This is a genomic window from Rhodococcus sp. 2H158 (assembly GCF_053764755.1).
In genome coordinates this window covers 1-547 of record NZ_JBSNCE010000076.1, presented here as the reverse complement: position 1 = coordinate 547, position 547 = coordinate 1, and the positions used below count along the sequence as shown (strand labels likewise).

The 547-nt window shown below is 72.6% G+C and carries 1 pseudogene; it reads right to left on the bottom strand.

Annotation, left to right across the window (positions count from 1 at the left end):
- Nucleotides 1–547 (bottom strand): annotated as a pseudogene (locus ACWPOB_RS28555) (glucose-6-phosphate isomerase); the annotation flags it as partial.

The window sequence follows — 547 nt, the reverse complement described above, 5'->3', positions numbered from 1 at the left end:
GGCCGGTTGCCGGGCATCACCTTGTGCGCCACCACCCCCGGGTCGGTGCCGTCGGCGGCGACCTCGGCCGCGGTGCGCCCGAACGCGAGCACCTGCGCCTGGGCGAGCATGTTCGCCAGCAGGATCTCGTGCATGCTGCCGGTCCCGCCGACGGTGGGCAGATCCTCGCCCGCGGCGGCGAAACCGACGAAATCGGCCGGGACCAGCCGGGTGCCCTGATGCAGCAGCTGGTAGAACGCGTGCTGCCCGTTGGTGCCCGGCTCCCCCCAGAAGATCTCCCCGGTGTCGTAGTCCACCGCCGCGCCGTCGCAGCGCACGCTCTTGCCGTTCGACTCCATGGTCAGCTGCTGCAGATACGCCGGCAGCCGGGCCAGGTCCTGACTGTAGGGCAGCACCGCCCGGGACTGGGCGCCGAGGAAGCTGGCGTACCACACCCCCAGCAGCCCGAGCAGCACCGGCGCGTTCGCCTCGAGCGGCGCGGTGGCGAAGTGCTCGTCGACGGTGTGCATCCCGGCGAGGAACTCGGCGAAGCGGGCCGGCCCGATCG